Below are 16,590 nucleotides of genomic sequence, written 5' to 3'. Positions count from 1 at the left end.
CGGCCGGACGATGGCGTCCGGTCGTGTCGTGCGTGGCGGCTTGTGCCACGCAGGGGTGTCAACGGTCCTGCTGCTCCAGAAATGCCCGGACGCCCGCGAGGTCGAGCGGAGCGGCAGCGTGCAGAGCACGCGGCACGGCCCGCCGTCGCACGGCGCTCTCCAGGCAGGCGAGGTCCGGATGGATCCAGGCTCCACGCCCCGGCAGGCTCCCACGCACGTCGACGACCACCCGGGTCGCTTCCCGAGGTGCGCCGTCGGACGCCGCGATCACCAGCCGCAGGAGTTCCGACCGCAGGTCACGGGCCCGGCACCCGACACAGGTACGCACCGGCCCTGCCGTCGACGGCGAGGGATGGTGCGGGCGTGCCGAGCCCAGGGCGCGCGGCCCGGTCCCCGTCAGTCTAACGCGACTGGTCATTGCTCTCGACCAGCTCAGGCGTCCTCGCCCGGGGAGGCGGCCGCTGCGGCCTCGTCAGCCCCCTCGTCCGAGCGGATGTCGATCCGCCAGCCCGTGAGCTTCGCGGCGAGCCTCGCGTTCTGCCCTTCCTTGCCGATCGCCAGCGAGAGCTGGTAGTCCGGCACGACGGCGCGGGCGGCCCGAGCATCGGGGTCGACGACGGTGACCGAGCTCACACGTGCCGGTGACAGCGCGTTCGCCACGAACCGTGCCGGGTCGTCGCTGTGGTCGACGAGGTCGATCTTCTCGCCGTGGAGCTCAGCCATCACCGCCCGGACGCGCGAGCCCATCGGGCCGATGCAGGCGCCCTTCGCGTTGAGGCCGGCCACCTTGGAGCGGACCGCGACCTTGGTGCGGTGCCCTGCCTCCCGGGCCACGGCCGTGATCTCCACGGACCCGTCGGCGACCTCCGGGACCTCCAGCTCGAACAGCTTGCGGACGAGCCCCGGGTGGGTTCGGCTGAGCGTGACCTGGGCGCCCTTCATGCCCCGCGAGACCTCCACCACGTAGCCCCGCAGGCGCTCGCCGTGGGTGTACTCCTCGCCCGGTACCTGCTCGTGCGGCGGCAGCACCGCCTCGGTGCCGCCGACGTCCACGAGGATGACCCGGGGGTCACGCCCCTGCTGGATGACGCCGGCGAGGACCTCGCCCTCCTTGCCCCGGAACATGCCGAGCACCTGGTCGTCCTCGGCGTCGCGCAGACGCTGGACGATCACCTGCCGGGCCGTCGCGGTGGCGATGCGTCCGAAGTTCGCGGGCGTGTGGTCGAACTCGGGCCCCAGCTCCACCAGCTCACGACCCTCCGGGTCCTCGGGGTCCGGGGTGCGGATCGCCTCCTGCGCGTACACGGTGACGTGGCCCGACCGGCGGTCGAGCTCGACCCGGGCCTGCTGGTAGGCGTCCGGCGTGCGGTGGTAGGCCGAGAGCAGCGCCTGCTCGATGGCCTCGACCAGGACGTCCAGGCTGATCTCCCTCTCGCGCTCCAGCAGCCTCAGCGTGCTCATGTCGATGTCCATCGTCAGCCTTCCTCACCGTCGCGGGCCGTGCCCGCGTCCTCGTCCTCGAGCCGTTTCAGCTCGACCTCGACCTTGCCCTTGCGCACGTCCGACAACGGGACGCGAGCACCGCCGTCCAGCACCAGCACCAGGCCGTCGCCGGCCTCGACGACGTCGCGCAGGCGACCCGTCGTCGTACCGCCGTCGGCCAGCGTGAGCCGCACCGTCCGCGTCCGGGCGCGGCGGTAGTGCCGCGGCTCCGTCAGCGGGCGGGAGGCGCCCGGCGTCGAGACCTCCAACGTGTACTGGCCGCGCACCACGTCCGTGTCGTCCAGGGTCGACGAGATCTCCCGCGACACGTCACCGAGCCGGTCCGAGTCCAGGCTCCCGACCTCGTCGTCCGGCAGGTCCACCGTGACCCGCACCATCGACCGGTTCCCGGCCCGCACGACGCGCGCGTCCTCCAGGTGCAGCCCGGCGGCCTCGACGACGGGCGAGACCACCGACCCGATGCGTTCGTCCGAGGTATGGCTCCGCTCTGGTGCCATGGATGCCTCCCGTGGGTTCTCCCGCGCCGGGACGTCCCGCGGCCGGTGTGTCGTTGTACGTCGTGCGTCGTCCAGCCTAACGAACGCGGTGCCGCTCGCGTGCCGAACGACCCGCCCCGGCAGGTGGAGGAACGTCACACCCCGACGTGGCAAGATCAGGCACGATGGAACCGCTTCCCGCACCTGCTCCGGTCCACCGACGACGACGCCGGGCCACCGCCGCCGGCGTGCTCGTCGCCGTGCTCCTGTCGGGCTGCGGGCTGCGGCTCGAGACTCCCCCGCCCGCCGAGCCCGTGCCCGACTCCGTGGAGATCGTGCGCCGTACTGCCGTCTCGGACGCCCTCTACGTCGCCGAGCAGGCCGAGTCGGCGGTGCAGGCGCTCGACGGCAGACGCGCCCGGCTCACCACCGAGCTCGAGCTCGTCGCCACCCAGTCACGCGAGCAGGCCGCAGAGCTCGGGGGCGTGTACGACTCCGGCCTCGAGCCGGAGAACAGCGACGGCACGCCGGTGGCGTCTCCCAGCGAGGCGCCACCGGTCGTGCCGCAGGACGTCGTCGACGCGCTCGTGGACGCCTCGGGCCGCAGCCGCACCGCGGCCGGCACGACGACCGACGGTCCGCTCGCACGGCTGCTCGCCTCGGTCGGCGCGGCGCAGGCCGTCTCCGCCGGCCGGGTCGTGGACTACACCGACGGGCAGGTCCCCTCGCCGGTCGCGCCGGTGGTGCCGGAGCCCGACCCGGTCGCGGCAGACGCCGGTGCCGAGGATGACGACGCCGAGGGCGACGACGGCGCGAGCGACGACGGCGGCGCCTCCGCGCTCTCCCTGCTCGCCGCACCGAGCGAGGAGGACCCGACGCCGTCGCCGTCCGTCGAGGAGGGGGTCTCCAGCACGGTGCCCGACTCCGACGAGCCTGCCGTGGTGCCACGTGGACTCACGGCCGCCGACCTGCGCAGGCTGATCGAGTCGGAGGACTCGGCGGGCTACGCGCTGCGGGTCCGTGCCGCGCGGGCCTCCGGCGACACCCGCGAGCGCCTGGCCGAGCGAGCCGCCGCCCACACGGCCCGTGGCCAGGCGTGGGCGCTGGTCGCCGGGACGAGCCGCACCGACCAGGACCCTCGTCAGGTCGCGTACACCGTGCCGCGGGAGGGCAAGTCCGCAGCGGTGGTGCGGTCCGTCGAGGAGAGCCTCGCCACGGACTACGCCAGCCTCGTCGGCACGACGGCGCCCGACACCCGGGCGGTCCTCGTGGACCTGCTCGTGGAGTCGGCCGTCACGCTCGACGCCTGGGGCGCCGAGCCCGTCACCTTCCCCGGACTGCCGGAGCAGCAGGACGACTGACCGTGCCGCCCCGCCGTCCACGGCTCAGGCGAGCAGCTCCTCGACCCGCGCGGCGACGACGTCGACGACGTCGGCGACCGCCACCTGGTCCGCGTCGCCGGTCCGCGGCCGGACCTCGACGACGCCGTCGGCCAGGCCCTTGCCCACGACGACGACCAGGGGCACGCCGAACAGCTCGGCGTCCTTGAACTTCACGCCGGGCGATACCTTCGGACGGTCGTCGTAGATGACCTCGACGCCGCGTCCCGCCAGCGCCTCGGCGATCTCGGCGGCCTGGTCGAACACCTCGCTGCCCTTGCCCGTCGCGACCACGTGCACGTGGGCCGGCGCCACGTGGGCCGGCCAGGCGAGGCCCTTGTCGTCGTGGTGGGCCTCCGCGAGCGCGGCCAGCACCCGGGTCACGCCGATGCCGTAGGACCCCATGGTGACCGTGGTCTGCTTGCCGTTCGGGTCCAGCACGTTCAGCCCCAGGGACTCCGCGTACTTGCGGCCGAGCTGGAAGATGTGGCCGATCTCGATGCCTCGGGCCAGCTCCAGCGGTCCCGACTCGTCCGGCGCGAGGTCGCCGTCGCGCACCTCGGCCGCCTCGATCGTGCCGTCCGCGGTGAAGTCGCGCTCGGCGACCAGGTCGAAGACGTGCCGACCCGGCGCGTCGGCGCCCGTGATCCACCGCGTCCCGGCGACCACGCGCGGGTCGAGCAGGTACCGGATCGCGGACCGCGTGGTCACGGCGCCGGCGGTGGACTCGTCGGGAACCTGCTGGCCCTGCGGACCGAGCACGCCCGGCCCGATGTATCCCTTGACGAGCTCGGGGTGGGCCGCGAAGTCGGCGTCGGTGGCGGGCTCCGCCTCGGCGGGAGCCAGTCCGGCCTCGAGCCGCTTGACGTCGACCTCACGGTCCCCGGGCACGCCGACCACGAGCAGCTCCCGGACGCCGTCCGGCTGCGTGACGGCGAGCACCACGTTCTTCAGCGTGTCGGCGGCCGTCCAGGGCCGGTCCTCACGCGGGTGGTGGGCGTTCGCGAAGTCCACCAGGGTCGCGATGGTCGGGGTGTCGGGGGTGTCCTCGACGTGCGCGGCCGGGGCGTCGTCGTACGGCAGCGCGGCCGGCACCGGCGTCACGACGGCCTCGACGTTCGCCGCGTAGCCCGACGCCGAGCGCACGAAGGTGTCCTCGCCGATCGGCGACGGCGAGAGGAACTCCTCGGAGCGGGAACCGCCCATGGCGCCCGACGTCGCCGAGACGATGACGTACTCGAGGCCGAGCCGGTCGAAGATCCGTCGGTACGCGCCGCGCTGCCGCTCGTACGACTGCGCCAGGCCCTCGTCGTCGATGTCGAACGAGTAGGCGTCCTTCATGATGAACTCGCGGCCGCGGATCAGCCCGGCCCGCGGGCGGGCCTCGTCGCGGTACTTGGTCTGGACCTGGTAGAGCGCCAGCGGCAGGTCCTTGTAGGACGAGTAGAGGTCCTTGACCAGGAGCGTGAACATCTCCTCGTGCGTGGGGGCCAGCAGGTAGTCGGCCTCCTTGCGGTCCCGCAGGCGGAACAGGTTGGGCCCGTACTCGGTCCAGCGCCCGGTGGTCTCGTACGGCTCGCGCGGCAGCAGGGCCGGGAAGTGGACCTCCTGGGCCCCGATCGCGTCCATCTCCTCGCGCACGACGGCCTCGATCTTCGCCAGGACGCGCAGTCCCAGCGGCAGCCAGGAGTAGATCCCGGGGGCGGCGCGGCGGATGTAGCCCGCCCGGACGAGCAGCCGGTGGCTGGCGACCTCGGCGTCGGCCGGGTCCTCGCGCAGGGTGCGGACGAACAGGGAGGAGAGCCTCAGCAGGTCGCGGGGGCGAGCGGCGCTGCGGGCGGACACGATCGACATGCGGCCCAGCCTAGCGGCGCGCACGGGGTGCTTCGGCGACACTGGGACCATGCCCGAGCTGCCCGAGGTCGAGGCGCTGGCCCGGTTCCTCGACGAACGGACGTCCGGCCGCACGGTCGCCGCCGCCGACGTCGCGGCGATCGCCGCGCTCAAGACGCACGACCCGCCGGTCGACGCCCTCGTCGGCGGGACGGTCAGCGGCGCCACGCGGCACGGCAAGTGGCTCGACCTCGCCGTCGTGCCCGCCGCCGGTTCGTCGGCGGACGACGGCGCGCTGCACCTGGTCTGCCACCTCGCCCGCGGCGGGTGGGTGCGGTGGCACGACTCCGCGCCGACCACACCCGTGCGACCCCGCCTGGGAGGGTCGTCCAAGGGTGCCGCGTTGGCGCTGCGTCTACGGTTCGACGACGGCAGCGGCGTCGACCTCACCGAGGCGGGCACCCGCAAGCGGCTCGCCGTCCACGTCGTCCACGACCCCCTGGACGTCGAGCAGGTGCGCACCCTCGGCGTGGAGCCGCTGTCGCCGGAGTTCACACCGGCGGTGCTCGGCAACCTGCTGGGGGCGCGCAGCCAGCAGGTCAAGGGGCTGCTGCGGGACCAGCACGTGATCGCCGGCATCGGCAACGCCTACTCCGACGAGATCCTGCACGCGGCCCGCGTCTCCCCCTTCCGGCTGACGCGGACGTTCACCGACGACGACGTCACCGCGCTGCACGACGCCACCGTGACGACACTCCGCGAGGCCGTGGAGGCGTCGGCGGGCCGTCCGGCGGCCCAGCTCAAGGACGCCAAGCGGTCACGGATGCGGGTGCACGGACGGACCGGCGAGAGGTGCGAGGTCTGCGGCGACGTCGTGCGCGAGGTCAGCTTCGCGGACAGCTCGCTGCAGTACTGCGCGACCTGCCAGACCGGAGGTCAGGTGCTGGCGGACCGACGCACCTCGAAGTTCCTGCGCTGACCGGCGAGCGGCCGGGCCGGGGGCCGGCCTGCCACGGCTCAGAACAGGACCGTGGAGAACGTGCCGACCCGTTCGAACCCCACCCGGTGGTAGGCCGCGAGCGCCGGGGCGTTGTACGAGTTGACGTACAGCGAGACCGTCGGGGCGACGTCGCGCCGGGTCAGGGCGACGACGGCGGCCATGCCCTGCACCGAGAGCCCTTCACCGCGCCGTGCCGGGTCCACCCAGACACCCTGGACCTGCGCCACTCCCCCGGCGACCGCCCCGAGCTCGGCCTTGAAGAGGACGGCGGCCCCGCCACCGTCCGGCTCCTCGGCGACGCGCACGTAGGAGCGTCCCTCGGCGATCAGCGACCGCACCCGGGCGGCGTACGCTCCACCGCCGGTGGCGACCGGCGAATAGCCGACCTCCTCGGTGAACATCCGCACGCAGGCGGGCAGCACCAGGTCGATCTCCGTGGCGCGGGAACGACGGACCTGCGGGTCCGGGTCGACGTCCGGATCGCGGTCGATCACCAGCGAGGGCTGGTCGATCCGCACCTCGCGGGGCGCGGGCCACACGCGCGAGAGGAGCTCCCACAGCCGCTGCACCACCGCCCGCTCACCCACGATCGAGCTGGAGCGTCGCCCCTGGACGCGTGCGGCGGCGGCGAAGGCGGCGACGGCGTCGTCGACGGTCCGAGGGCCGAGCGAGGCCGGGACGACCGGCACGAGGTTCGCTCCGGCCCAGCACACGGCGACCAGGGGGCCCGACTCCGGGAAGCCCCACAGCTCACCGCCCGCCGCCGCGATGCCCGAACGGTCCGCGACGTCGATCCGGGCGGCGGCGAGCACCGACGAGACGGGGTCCGCGGCACAGACGCGCCGCGCCGCCGCGAGGTCCGCCGGTCCGAGGACCCGTGCGGCAGGGCCGCGGCGGAACCCGCCGGACAGCGTGGAGCGCGGGTCGCGCACCGCCGGTCGCCAGCCCATCGCTCCGCCTCCAGGTCTGTGTCAGGACACCGAGACGACCGGCGCGCCGGTCTGCGTGTCGTTCTCCGGTGCCGGCATCGACTCCGCGATGCGCATGGCCTCCTCGATGAGCGTCTCGACGATCATCGCCTCGGGCACGGTCTTGATGACCTCGCCCTTGACGAAGATCTGCCCCTTGCCGTTGCCGGACGCGACGCCGAGGTCGGCCTCGCGGGCCTCGCCCGGCCCGTTGACGACGCAGCCCATGACCGCCACGCGCAGCGGTACCTCCATGCCCTCGAGCCCGGCGGTCACCTTCTCCGCCAGTGAGTACACGTCCACCTGGGCGCGTCCGCACGACGGGCAGGAGACGATCTCGAGCTTGCGCTCGCGCAGGTTGAGAGACTGCAGGATCTGCAGGCCGACCTTGACCTCCTCGACCGGCGGCGCGGACAGCGAGACCCGGATCGTGTCCCCGATCCCCTGGCTCAGCAGGGCGCCGAACGCCGTGGCCGACTTGATGGTGCCCTGGAACGCCGGCCCCGCCTCGGTCACCCCCAGGTGCAGCGGCCAGTCGCCGCGCTGCGACAGGAGCTCGTAGGCGCGCACCATCACGACCGGGTCGTTGTGCTTGACCGAGATCTTGAAGTCGTGGAAGTCGTGCTCCTCGAACAGGCTCGCCTCCCACACGGCCGACTCGACGAGCGCCTCCGGTGTCGGCTTGCCGTACTTCTCGAGCAGCCGCTTGTCGAGCGATCCCGCGTTCACCCCGATGCGCAGCGACGTGCCGTGGTCCTTGGCCGCCTGCGCGATCTCCTTGACCTGGTCGTCGAATCGCTTGATGTTGCCGGGGTTCACCCGGACGGCCGCGCACCCTGCCTCGATCGCGGCGAACACGTACTTCGGCTGGAAGTGGATGTCGGCGATCACGGGGATCTGGGACTTCTTGGCGATGATCGGCAGCGCGTCGGCGTCGTCCTGCGTCGGGCAGGCGACCCGGACGATGTCGCAGCCCGAGGCGGTGAGCTCGGCGATCTGCTGGAGCGTGCCGTTGATGTCCGTCGTCTTCGTCGTCGTCATCGACTGGACGCTGACGGGCGCGTCACCGCCGACGTACACGTCGCCGACCCGGATCTTGCGGGTCTTCTTGCGCGGGGCGAGCACGGGGGCGGGAGCGGCAGGGATGCCGAGGTTCACAGCAGTCACCCTCCCAGTATCGCGCGAACTGGGGTGTGGTACGCACGCGGGCGGCGGACCTCACCGGCGTGCCGACGGAGCGGTCACACGAAATTCACAGGAGGCGGACGGGATCCACGAGGTCGGCGACCATGAGGACCGCCCCCACGCCGATGAGCACCACGAAGACCACGTAGGCGACCGGCATCATCTTCGCGACGTCCGCGGGGCCGGGCAGCGTGGCGCCCCGGACGCGCGCGACGGTGCGCCGCGCGCCCTCGTACAGCGCGTTGACGACGTGACCACCGTCCAGCGGCAGGAGCGGGATGAGGTTGAACATGAACAGGGCGATGTTCAGCGCCGCCAGGAGCATCAGCATGAGCTGCACGCGGGCCAGCACCGTGTAGTCCTCCGCCCCGGCGTAGTCGACGGCGACGCGGCCGACGCCGACGACGGACATCACCGAGTCCTGGGCGCGCGGCTCGTCGGTGAACGCCTGGTAGGCCGCGTCGTAGATGCGCACCGGCAGGGTGGCGATCGCGTGCGCCGTGCCGGAGACCTGCAGCCACACGGCCTCGGGCACGCTGGAGACGGGCAGGGGCTGCCGCTCCACGCTGGAGGACACACCCAGCAGCGCGCCGTCGACCATGACGGGCTCGCCGTCGTCGCCCGTCACCGCGTAGCCCTCGTCGTCCGTGAGCGGCCGCTCCGCCGGGGTCGGCGTGACCTGCAGCGTGAGCTCCTCGCCGTCGCGCAGCACGGTGAGCGGGGCCTCCTGGCCCGCGGCGTCGTTGACCATCCCCACGAGCTGGGACCAGTCCTCGACCTGGACGCCGTCGAACGACACGACCTCGTCGCCGGGCCGGACCCCGGCGGTGGCCGCCGCGGAGTCGTCGCCGACCTCCGCGACCGTCGTCGTCGCCGCAGGCATCCCGATGCCGAGGAACACCACGGCCAGCAGCACGACGGCGATGACGAGGTTCATCACCGGCCCGCCGAGCATCACCACCAGCTTCTTCGGCGTCGAGAGGTGGTAGAACGCCCGGTGCTCCTCGCCGGGACGGATCTCGCTGACGCTGGCGTCGCGGGCGTCGGCGATCGCCTGGCCGAAGAAGCCGCCCCGGCTCCGGGCGCCCGGACGTGCCGGCGGCATCATCCCGACCAGGCGCACGTAGCCGCCGAGCGGGATCGCCTTGAGCCCGTACTCGGTCTCGCCCTTCTTCCGCGACCAGAGGGTGGGGCCGAACCCGACCATGTACTCGCTGACGCGCACGCCGAACTTCTTGGCCGGCACCATGTGGCCGACCTCGTGCAGCGCGATCGAGACGAGGATGCCGAGCACGATGACGACGATGCCGACGACGACGGGAAGGATGTCCACGTCAGTCAGGGTAGGCGACGTTCCTGGGTGACGGCGTCGCCCCGACGGCGCCTCAGCGCCGTCCGAGCAGCTCGTCGGCGCGATGGCGGGCCCACGCCTCGGCCGTCTCCACGGACTCGAGCGTGACGTCGTCCGGGGCGACGCCGTCGTGCTCGCCCAGCACGCGCTCGACCGTGTCGACGATGTCGCAGAACCCGACCCGGCCGTCGAGGAACGCCGCCACACCCTGCTCGTTCGCGGCGTTGTAGACCGCCGGGTGGGTGCCAGACGCCCCGGCGGCGGCCCGCGCGAGACCGACCGCCGGGAAGGTCTCGTCGTCCAGCGGCTCGAACGTCCAGCTCGTCGCCTGCGACCAGTCGCACGGTGGGCTGACGGCGCCGAGCCGGTCGGGCCAGGACAGCCCGAGCGCGATGGGCAGGCGCATGTCGGGCGGCGAGGCCTGCACGATCGTGGACCCGTCGCAGAACTCGACCATGGAGTGCACCACCGACTGCGGGTGGACCACGACGGTGATGTCGTCGGTGGGGACGTCGAAGAGCAGGTGCGCCTCGATCAGCTCGAGGCCCTTGTTCATCAGGCTCGCGGAGTTGACGGTCACGACCGGACCCATCGCCCACGTCGGGTGCGCGAGCGCCTGCTCGGCGGTGACCGCCTTGATCTCGTCACGGCTCCGGCCGCGGAACGGCCCGCCCGAGGCCGTCAGGATCAGCCGACGGACCTCGCTGTGGTCGCGCGTGTGCGCTCCGCCGCGCAGCGCCTGGGCGATCGCCGAGTGCTCGGAGTCGACCGGCACGATCTGCTCCGGGGCCGCCAGCGCCTTGACCAGCGGTCCGCCGACCACCAGCGACTCCTTGTTCGCCAGCGCCAGCGTCGAGCCGGACTGCAGCGCCGCCAGCGTCGGCCGCAGGCCCACCGAGCCCGTGATGCCGTTGAGGACGACGTCGTCGCCGCGGCCCGCGAGCTCGGTGGCGGCGTCCGGTCCGGACAGCACCTCGACCCCCGCCGCCGTCCCGAGCCGCGCCTCCAGTGCTTCCCGGAGCGCGCCGGCCCGGCCCGCTTCGGCCACCGCGACCGCGGACACGCCCAGCCGCGCCGCCTGCTCGGCCAGCAGGCCGACGTCGGAGCCGCCGGCGCTGAGCGCCGTCACCCGGAACCGGTCGGGATGGGCGAGCACGACGTCGACGGCCTGCGTGCCGATCGAGCCGGTGGAACCGAGGAGCGTGACGGTGCGGGTCGCAGACATGGGCACATCATCGCAGCACGTCGGCTCGCGCCCGGCCTCGACGAGTGGCCCCGCGGGCACCGGTCACGATGGCGAGGGCCACCGCCGTGGTCGCGACGACGACGGCGGCGGGCACGGGCAGCGCGTCGGTCCCCGACCGTGCGACGACGGCTGCCGCGACGACGAGCCGCGCCCCCACCGCGACGCCGTAGGACGGTGCGAGCGCCGTGGCGGCGGCCGACGCCGCGACGGCGACCATCGCGACCGCGATGACCGTGCGCCGGTCGCGCCGGGCCACGAGCACCACCAGGGTGGGCCACGGGAGCGTGTCGCGCTGAGCACCGGGGGCGGAGGGACCTGTTCTGCCGTCGTCATGAGATCGACGTCAGAGCTTGACATTGATGTCGATGTCAAGGGCGCCACGACGGAGCCTGACCCGAGGCGGCACGCATGAAGATCGGCGAGGTGGCCCGCCGGACGGGCGTGGCGCCACGGCTGGTGCGCTACTACGAGCAGCAGGGCCTGCTCACCGCCGAGCGTGCGGCCAACGGCTACCGCCGCTACGACGAGGCGGACGTCGAACGCGTGGAGCGCGTCGCGGGCAAGGTGCGCGCGGGGATACCGACGCGCCTCGTCAAGGCCGCTGCCCGCTGACGCGTGACCGCCGAGCCGTGACGCAGCGCGGGCCGGCCGACGTCGACGGTGGCCGCGTCACTCGACGCCGAGCAGCACCTCGATGGCTCGTGCCAGGAACTTGTCCACCGAGGCCTCGGCGTAGGCGTCCGAGCCCTTGGCGCGACCGAAGGTGGCCGAGCGCACCTCGGCAGCCGTCAGCGGCTCCTGACGGTCGAAGTAGCCCACCAGCCGATCGCACAGGGAGTCGACGTCGTCCACGTCGTACCCCTGCTGGCCACGCTCCGCCGGCGCGAACTTGGCGCCGTCCGGGCGGCCCAGCCGGCCGTACAGGGTGCGGGCGCGCTCCGCGAGAGCGCCCATCCACGCCTCCTGCCCGTGCTGGTTGACGAAGTCGGCCCGCTGCCGGGCGATGAACGCACCCTCCAGGCGGTCGAGGGCGGCGTCGACCTCGTGGGTGTTGTACCCGCCGCGGACGAGCTCGAACGTCGACGTCGCGATGTCGGCGTTCGTCATCGGCTCCGGCGTCCGGCCCTCGTACGCCTGGCGGGCGTGGTCGAAGAAGTCGTCGACCTCGTCCGGGTCGTACCCGGAGCGCATCTTCGACACGGTGGAAAAGAGGGTGCTGCTCACTCGTCGTCCTCCTCGGCGGCCAGCTGCCCGCAGGCGCCATCGATGTCGCTCCCGCGGGTGTCACGGATCGTGGTCGGGATCCCGTGCCCGCGCAATCGTGCCACGAACTCGTCCTCGACGGAACGCTCGCTGGCCGTCCAGATCGACCCGGGGGTCGGGTTCAGCGGGATCGGGTTGACGTGCACCCACCCCTTGCCACGGGCGTTGAGCTTCTCGCCGAGCAGGTCGGCTCGCCAGGCGTGGTCGTTCATGTCCTTGATCAGCGCGTACTCGATCGAGACGCGGCGGCCGGTCACCTCGAAGTACCGGCGAGCCGTGTCCAGCGTCTCGTCGACGCTCCACCGTGTGTTGATGGGCACGAGCTCCGAGCGCAGGTCGTCGTCCGGTGCGTGCAGGCTCAGCGCCAGCGTGACCGGGATGCCCTCGTCGGTGAGCCTGCGCATCGCCGGGACCAGGCCCACCGTCGAGACGGTGATGTTCCGGGCCGACATGCCGAGGCCCTGCGGCGCCGGCGCCACGAGCGCACGGACCGTCTCGATGACCGCCTTGTAGTTGGCCAGGGGCTCGCCCATGCCCATGAACACCAGGTTGTTCAGCCGGGCGGGACCACCCGGGATCTCCCCCCGATCGAGCGACCGGAAGGCCGCCCGCACCTGCTCCAGGATCTCCGCGGTGGACAGGTTGCGGGTCAGCCCGAGCTGGCCCGTCGCGCAGAACGGGCACGCCATGCCGCACCCGGCCTGCGAGGAGACGCAGAGGGTGGTCCGGTTCGGGTAGCGCATCAGCACCGACTCGACCTTGGCCTCGTCGAAGAGGTGCCAGAGCGTCTTGACCGTGGTGCCGCCGTCGGCCTCCATGCGCCGGGTCGGCCGGATCAGCGGCGGGAACATCGTCGTGGCGAGGGCGTCCCTGGTCGCCTTCGGCAGGTCGGTCATCTCGGCGGGGTCGGAGGTGAAGTGGGTGAAGTAGTGCGCCGCGAGCTGCTTGGCGCGGAACGGCTTCTCCCCCATCTCGACGACGGACGCCACCCGCTCCTGCGGGGTCAGGTCGGCGAAGTGCCGCGGCGGCTTGCCGCGGCGCTTGGGCGCCATCTGCAGCGGGAGGGGCTTCGTCTCGTCGGACGGCCGGACGGCGGGGACGCCGAGCTCGGTCGCGGTGCGAGCGGTGGGTGTTGCCATGACGGCTCCTTCGGGGCTCAGACGGTCGCCTGCAGGACGAGATACACGAACGGCGCGGTGACCACGAGCGAGTCGAGTCGGTCCAGCACGCCCCCGTGACCCGGGAGCAGCGAACCCATGTCCTTCAAGTCTAGGTCGCGCTTGATGAGGGACTCGGCCAGGTCCCCGGCGGTCGCCGTGACGGCGGTCAGCACGCCGAGACCGACACCGAGCCACCAGGGGGCGTCCAGGACGAGCAACGCCCCGGCGACGCCGACGGCGACGGTCAGCAGGACCGAGCCGCCCAGCCCTTCCCAGCTCTTCTTGGGGCTCACCGACGGCGCGAGCGGATGCCTCCCGAAGAGCACACCCGCCACGTAGCCGCCGACGTCGTTCGCCACGGCGAGCAGCACGAAGAGCACCACGCGCAGCTCGCCGTCCGGCTCGTCGAGGATGAGCAGCACGAAACCGGCCAGGAACGGCAGGTACGTCGCGGCGAAGACACCCGCCGACGCGTCCCGCAACGCCCGCGGTCCGGAGCCGTCGAGCACCCGCCACACCACGACCGCACCGACCGTGAGCACGAAGGCCACCAGCAGCGCCTCGGCCCCGGCCGCGTAGGCCGATACCGCCATGCCGGCGCCGCCGACGAGCAGCGGCGTCAGCGGGATCGCGATCTCTCGTCGCGCGAAGGCGGTGCGCAGCTCCCACAGCGCCGCGCTCTGCGCCACGATCACGAACGCGACGAACGGCTCCGGCCGGAACCAGAGCGAGGCGGCGAGAGCGACGAGCAGGCCGATACCGACCGCGACGGCCGCCGGGAGGTTGCGCCCGGCGCGAGAGGGTCCGCGCTGCGCGTCGACAGATGACATCAGACCTCGAGCAGCTCGCTCTCCTTGCTGGCGAGGATCTGGTCCACGAGGTCGACGTGCTTCTTGGTCAGCGACTCCAGCTCCTTCTCGGCGCGCGAGCCCTCGTCCTCGCCGACCTCCCCGTCCTTGACGAACCGGTCGATCTGCTCCTTCGCCTTGCGACGCACGCCACGCACCGAGATCCGGGCGTCCTCCGCCTTCGTCTTGGCGAGCTTGACGTAGTCCCGGCGGCGCTCCTCGGTCAGCGTCGGCATGATGATGCGGATCGAGTTGCCGTCGTTCGACGGGTTGACCCCCAGGTCGGACTCGCGCAGCGCCTTCTCGATCGCCGCCATCGACCCCTTGTCGAACGGCGAGATCAGCACCGTGCGCGCGTCCGGGATGTTGAACGAGGCGAGCTGCTGCAGCGGTGTGGGCGCGCCGTAGTAGTCCACCTCGATCGAGGAGAACATGCCGGCGTTCGCACGTCCCGTGCGGATACCGGCGAACTGCTCCTTGGCGAACTCGATCGCCGTGTCCATCTTCTCCTCGGCCTCGAGGAGGGTGTCGTCGATCACCCGGTGCTCCTTGTTCGTGAGATGTGGCTTCGTCAGGACGACTCAGCGGGTCGTGACCGAGGTCCCGATCTGGTCGCCGAGCAGTGCACGGGTCACGTTACCGCTCTCCTCCAGGCCGAAGACGCGCATGTGCACGTCGTTGTCGCGGCACAGGGACAGCGCGGTGGCGTCCATGACGTTCAGGCCACGGACCAGGGCGTCGGTGTACGTGAGGTGGTCGAGCTTCTTCGCGGCGGGGTCGGTCCGGGGGTCGGCGGTGTACACGCCGTCGACACCGTTCTTGCCCATCAGCACCTCGTCGCAGTGCGTCTCGAGGGCGCGCTGCACGGAGACCGTGTCCGTCGAGAAGTACGGCATGCCCGCGCCGGCGCCGAAGATGACCACGCGGCCCTTCTCCAGGTGCCGGATGGCGCGCAGCGGGATGTACGGCTCGGCCACCTGCCCCATGGTGATGGCCGTCTGCACGCGCGTCTTGACGCCGTCCTGCTCGAGGAAGTCCTGCAGCGCCAGGCAGTTCATGACCGTGCCGAGCATGCCCATGTAGTCCGCGCGGGCACGGTCCAGGCCGGCGCGGGAGAGCTCGGCACCGCGGAAGAAGTTCCCCCCGCCGACGACGATCGCGACCTGCACGCCCTGGCGGACGGCGTCACCGATCTCCTGGGCGACACGGCGTACCACGCCCGTCTCCAGCCCGACGTTACCCCCGCCGAACGTCTCGCCGGAAAGCTTGAGCAGCACTCGCCGCGCGCCGGATTCCTGGTGCGGGGCCGCTGTGGCGACGAGCTGGTCCTGGTCGATCTGGGTCATGCCACCGTCCGTCTCTGTGCACGCCCGGGTGATCTGCCCGGGTCGGTCTCCTCGCGCATCCTGGCACCGGATGCACGCACCCGCTCTCCGGCGCTCCGTGGCGGATGCGAGCGAGCATGCGACGGCCCGGCCGCGCCGTCGGGCACGACCGGGCCGAGAGTGCGTCAGTTGCCGACGCGGAAGCGGACGAAGCCCTGCAGCTCGCCACCGGTAGCGGCGACGTGCTTGGCGACCGTCGTCTTCGGGTCCTTCGCGAGAGGCTGGTCCAGCAGGACGACCTCCTTGAAGAAGCCGTTCAGCCGGCCCTCGACGATCTTGGGCAGAGCTGCCTCGGGCTTGCCCTCGTTCTTCGAGGTCTCGAGCGCGATCTCGCGCTCCTTGGCGACCGTGTCGGCCGGGACGTCGTCGCGCGTCAGGTACGTCGGCGCGATCGCGGCGACGTGCTGGGCGACGTCCTTCGCCACCGCCTCGGCGGCGGCGTCGGTGACGACCAGGACGCCGATCGACGGCGGCAGGTCCTTCGCGGTCTTGTGCAGGTACGCCGTGACCTTCGGGCCCTCGACGCGTGCGACGCGGCGCAGCACGATCTTCTCGCCCAGCGTCGCGGCCTGGCCGTCGATGAGCTCGGTGACGGTACCGTCACCGGCCGGCGCGGCCAGGGCGGCGTCGAGGTCGGCGGCACCGGACGCGGCGACGGCCTCGAGCACCGACTCGGCGAGCGAGACGAAGATCTCGTTCTTCGCCACGAAGTCGGTCTCCGAGTTGAGCTCGATCATGGTCGCGGCCTGGCCGCCGTCGGCGTCGACGATCTTGACGGCGACGAGACCCTCGGACGTCGTGCGGTCTTCGCGCTTCGCCACGCCCTTCAGGCCCTTGACGCGGATGATCTCCAGCGCCTTCTCGGCGTTGCCGTCGGCCTCGTCGAGGGCCTTCTTGACGTCGAGCATGCCCGCGCCGGTGCGCTCGCGCAGGGCCTTGATGTCAGCGGCGGTGTAGTTCGCCATGGGGGGTGTCCTCCGTGCAGGTCGGTCG

General features: G+C 72.4%; 18 protein-coding genes. 3 read left to right on the top strand and 15 right to left on the bottom strand.

The window, feature by feature from the left end:
* Positions 1-58: 58 nt before the first annotated feature.
* The 3 genes from ACWAT2_RS09810 to rimP are packed head-to-tail and all read right to left on the bottom strand — an operon-like array spanning position 59 to position 2,000.
* Positions 59-418 (bottom strand): YlxR family protein, encoded by a 360-nt coding sequence (locus tag ACWAT2_RS09810; protein WP_402375359.1) that lies wholly within the window; start codon positions 416-418, stop codon positions 59-61.
* A gap of 14 nt (positions 419-432) precedes the next feature.
* A complete protein-coding gene (gene nusA / locus ACWAT2_RS09805; RefSeq protein WP_402375361.1) occupies positions 433-1,473 on the bottom strand; it encodes a transcription termination factor NusA in 1,041 nt (346 codons plus the stop codon).
* 2 nt (positions 1,474-1,475) lie between these two features.
* Complete coding sequence (gene rimP, locus ACWAT2_RS09800; protein WP_402375363.1) at positions 1,476-2,000, bottom strand: ribosome maturation factor RimP; 525 nt, start codon at positions 1,998-2,000, stop codon at positions 1,476-1,478.
* A gap of 164 nt (positions 2,001-2,164) precedes the next feature.
* Between rimP and ACWAT2_RS09795 the strand changes: the two genes are divergently transcribed.
* The gene (locus ACWAT2_RS09795; protein WP_402375365.1) at positions 2,165-3,340 is read left to right on the top strand and encodes a DUF4439 domain-containing protein; all 1,176 of its coding nucleotides are present in this window, start codon (positions 2,165-2,167) and stop codon (positions 3,338-3,340) included.
* A 24-nt stretch (positions 3,341-3,364) separates the two neighbouring features.
* On the opposite strand, the gene ACWAT2_RS09790 is transcribed toward ACWAT2_RS09795, so the two are convergent.
* Positions 3,365-5,212, bottom strand: a complete 1,848-nt coding sequence (locus tag ACWAT2_RS09790; protein ID WP_402375367.1) for a proline--tRNA ligase — start codon at positions 5,210-5,212, stop codon at positions 3,365-3,367.
* Between the two features lie 49 nt (positions 5,213-5,261).
* On the opposite strand from ACWAT2_RS09790, the gene ACWAT2_RS09785 reads away from it, so the two are divergent.
* Positions 5,262-6,170 carry an Fpg/Nei family DNA glycosylase gene (locus tag ACWAT2_RS09785; protein WP_402375369.1) on the top strand — a complete coding sequence of 303 codons (909 nt, stop codon included), beginning with the start codon at positions 5,262-5,264 and terminating at the stop codon, positions 6,168-6,170.
* A 38-nt stretch (positions 6,171-6,208) separates the two neighbouring features.
* On the opposite strand, the gene ACWAT2_RS09780 is transcribed toward ACWAT2_RS09785, so the two are convergent.
* The 5 genes from ACWAT2_RS09780 to ACWAT2_RS09760 form a co-directional block, all read right to left on the bottom strand.
* Positions 6,209-7,141 carry a GNAT family N-acetyltransferase gene (locus ACWAT2_RS09780; RefSeq protein ID WP_402375371.1) on the bottom strand — a complete coding sequence of 311 codons (933 nt, stop codon included), beginning with the start codon at positions 7,139-7,141 and terminating at the stop codon, positions 6,209-6,211.
* Between the two features lie 21 nt (positions 7,142-7,162).
* Positions 7,163-8,326, bottom strand: coding sequence for a flavodoxin-dependent (E)-4-hydroxy-3-methylbut-2-enyl-diphosphate synthase (gene ispG, locus ACWAT2_RS09775; protein WP_402375373.1), 1,164 nt, complete (start codon positions 8,324-8,326; stop codon positions 7,163-7,165).
* Between the two features lie 85 nt (positions 8,327-8,411).
* On the bottom strand, positions 8,412-9,677 hold the full coding sequence (locus tag ACWAT2_RS09770) for a M50 family metallopeptidase (RefSeq protein ID WP_402375375.1): 1,266 nt from the start codon (positions 9,675-9,677) through the stop codon (positions 8,412-8,414).
* A gap of 52 nt (positions 9,678-9,729) precedes the next feature.
* On the bottom strand, positions 9,730-10,920 hold the full coding sequence (gene dxr / locus ACWAT2_RS09765; protein ID WP_402375377.1) for a 1-deoxy-D-xylulose-5-phosphate reductoisomerase: 1,191 nt from the start codon (positions 10,918-10,920) through the stop codon (positions 9,730-9,732).
* Between the two features lie 7 nt (positions 10,921-10,927).
* Positions 10,928-11,197 carry a hypothetical protein gene (locus ACWAT2_RS09760; RefSeq protein WP_402375379.1) on the bottom strand — a complete coding sequence of 90 codons (270 nt, stop codon included), beginning with the start codon at positions 11,195-11,197 and terminating at the stop codon, positions 10,928-10,930.
* A 152-nt stretch (positions 11,198-11,349) separates the two neighbouring features.
* Here ACWAT2_RS09760 and ACWAT2_RS09755 point away from each other — a divergent pair, with 152 nt between their 5' ends.
* Positions 11,350-11,553, top strand: a complete 204-nt coding sequence (locus ACWAT2_RS09755) for a MerR family transcriptional regulator (RefSeq protein WP_402375381.1) — start codon at positions 11,350-11,352, stop codon at positions 11,551-11,553.
* Between the two features lie 57 nt (positions 11,554-11,610).
* Here the strand turns inward: ACWAT2_RS09755 and ACWAT2_RS09750 are convergent, their stop codons facing one another.
* The 6 genes from ACWAT2_RS09750 to tsf all read right to left on the bottom strand — a co-directional run bounded on the left by ACWAT2_RS09750 (position 11,611) and on the right by tsf (position 16,562).
* Complete coding sequence (locus tag ACWAT2_RS09750; protein WP_402375383.1) at positions 11,611-12,165, bottom strand: DivIVA domain-containing protein; 555 nt, start codon at positions 12,163-12,165, stop codon at positions 11,611-11,613.
* Complete coding sequence (gene rlmN / locus ACWAT2_RS09745) at positions 12,162-13,343, bottom strand: dual-specificity RNA methyltransferase RlmN (RefSeq protein WP_480048874.1); 1,182 nt, start codon at positions 13,341-13,343, stop codon at positions 12,162-12,164. The genes ACWAT2_RS09750 and rlmN overlap by 4 nt, the downstream gene beginning before the upstream one ends.
* Before the next feature lie 17 nt (positions 13,344-13,360).
* Entirely contained in the window at positions 13,361-14,194 is an 834-nt protein-coding gene (locus tag ACWAT2_RS09740) for a phosphatidate cytidylyltransferase (protein WP_402375385.1), read from the bottom strand.
* Complete coding sequence (frr, locus tag ACWAT2_RS09735; protein ID WP_402375387.1) at positions 14,194-14,751, bottom strand: ribosome recycling factor; 558 nt, start codon at positions 14,749-14,751, stop codon at positions 14,194-14,196. Before frr ends, ACWAT2_RS09740 begins: the two co-directional genes overlap by 1 nt.
* Before the next feature lie 42 nt (positions 14,752-14,793).
* Positions 14,794-15,558 carry a UMP kinase gene (pyrH, locus tag ACWAT2_RS09730; protein WP_402375389.1) on the bottom strand — a complete coding sequence of 255 codons (765 nt, stop codon included), beginning with the start codon at positions 15,556-15,558 and terminating at the stop codon, positions 14,794-14,796.
* A 164-nt stretch (positions 15,559-15,722) separates the two neighbouring features.
* A complete protein-coding gene (gene tsf / locus ACWAT2_RS09725; RefSeq protein WP_402375391.1) occupies positions 15,723-16,562 on the bottom strand; it encodes a translation elongation factor Ts in 840 nt (279 codons plus the stop codon).
* Positions 16,563-16,590 lie beyond the last annotated feature (28 nt).

It is taken from the genome of Isoptericola sp. GX10416 (genome assembly GCF_056590155.1).
This window is presented reverse-complemented; position numbering and strand designations above follow the sequence as displayed.

Bases quoted from the DNA above. Each gene is read 5' to 3' on its own strand.
- ACWAT2_RS09810 (WP_402375359.1), bottom strand. From the start codon at position 418: ATGACCAGTCGCGTTAGACTGACGGGGACCGGGCCGCGCGCCCTGGGC.
- nusA (WP_402375361.1), bottom strand. From the start codon at position 1,473: ATGGACATCGACATGAGCACGCTGAGGCTGCTGGAGCGCGAGAGGGAG.
- rimP (WP_402375363.1), bottom strand. From the start codon at position 2,000: ATGGCACCAGAGCGGAGCCATACCTCGGACGAACGCATCGGGTCGGTG.
- ACWAT2_RS09795 (WP_402375365.1), top strand. From the start codon at position 2,165: ATGGAACCGCTTCCCGCACCTGCTCCGGTCCACCGACGACGACGCCGG.
- ACWAT2_RS09790 (WP_402375367.1), bottom strand. From the start codon at position 5,212: ATGTCGATCGTGTCCGCCCGCAGCGCCGCTCGCCCCCGCGACCTGCTG.
- ACWAT2_RS09785 (WP_402375369.1), top strand. From the start codon at position 5,262: ATGCCCGAGCTGCCCGAGGTCGAGGCGCTGGCCCGGTTCCTCGACGAA.
- ACWAT2_RS09780 (WP_402375371.1), bottom strand. From the start codon at position 7,141: ATGGGCTGGCGACCGGCGGTGCGCGACCCGCGCTCCACGCTGTCCGGC.
- dxr (WP_402375377.1), bottom strand. From the start codon at position 10,920: ATGTCTGCGACCCGCACCGTCACGCTCCTCGGTTCCACCGGCTCGATC.
- ACWAT2_RS09755 (WP_402375381.1), top strand. From the start codon at position 11,350: ATGAAGATCGGCGAGGTGGCCCGCCGGACGGGCGTGGCGCCACGGCTG.
- rlmN (WP_480048874.1), bottom strand. From the start codon at position 13,343: ATGGCAACACCCACCGCTCGCACCGCGACCGAGCTCGGCGTCCCCGCC.
- ACWAT2_RS09740 (WP_402375385.1), bottom strand. From the start codon at position 14,194: ATGTCATCTGTCGACGCGCAGCGCGGACCCTCTCGCGCCGGGCGCAAC.
- pyrH (WP_402375389.1), bottom strand. From the start codon at position 15,558: ATGACCCAGATCGACCAGGACCAGCTCGTCGCCACAGCGGCCCCGCAC.
- tsf (WP_402375391.1), bottom strand. From the start codon at position 16,562: ATGGCGAACTACACCGCCGCTGACATCAAGGCCCTGCGCGAGCGCACC.